The organism is Maribacter sp. UBA3344 (assembly GCF_002362375.1).
GTDB lineage: Bacteria > Bacteroidota > Bacteroidia > Flavobacteriales > Flavobacteriaceae > Maribacter > Maribacter dokdonensis.
Genome location: NZ_DERI01000029.1, coordinates 28,438 through 28,732, shown reverse-complemented (window position 1 = coordinate 28,732; position 295 = coordinate 28,438). Strand labels below are relative to the sequence as shown.

General features: G+C 40.0%; 1 protein-coding gene. It reads left to right on the top strand.

Annotated features, from left to right (window positions below; all coding sequences use genetic code 11):
* Positions 1-295: Calx-beta domain-containing protein (locus B2Z27_RS17535; protein WP_286814654.1), on the top strand; the 295-nt coding region annotated here is incomplete at both ends.

Here is a 295-nt window from a genome sequence, read left to right as displayed (position 1 = left end):
TATCGTAGGTATTCTTGCCAATGATACGGCTACGGTAAATATTATTGATAACGATGCCGATCCTTCTTTATACGGAGTACAATTCGATATCACTTCTATTGATGTGAACGAGGATGCAGGTACCGTATCTCTTGATGTCATACTAAATGCAGATGTTCAAGACGAGTTCACGGTTGAATATTATACCGTTGATGGGACTACCATAGAAGGTAGCGATTACACAGGTGTTCCTCAAGATACCCAGACATTGACATTCGGTGGCACAAACGATAATACTCAGACTATTGTAATTCCT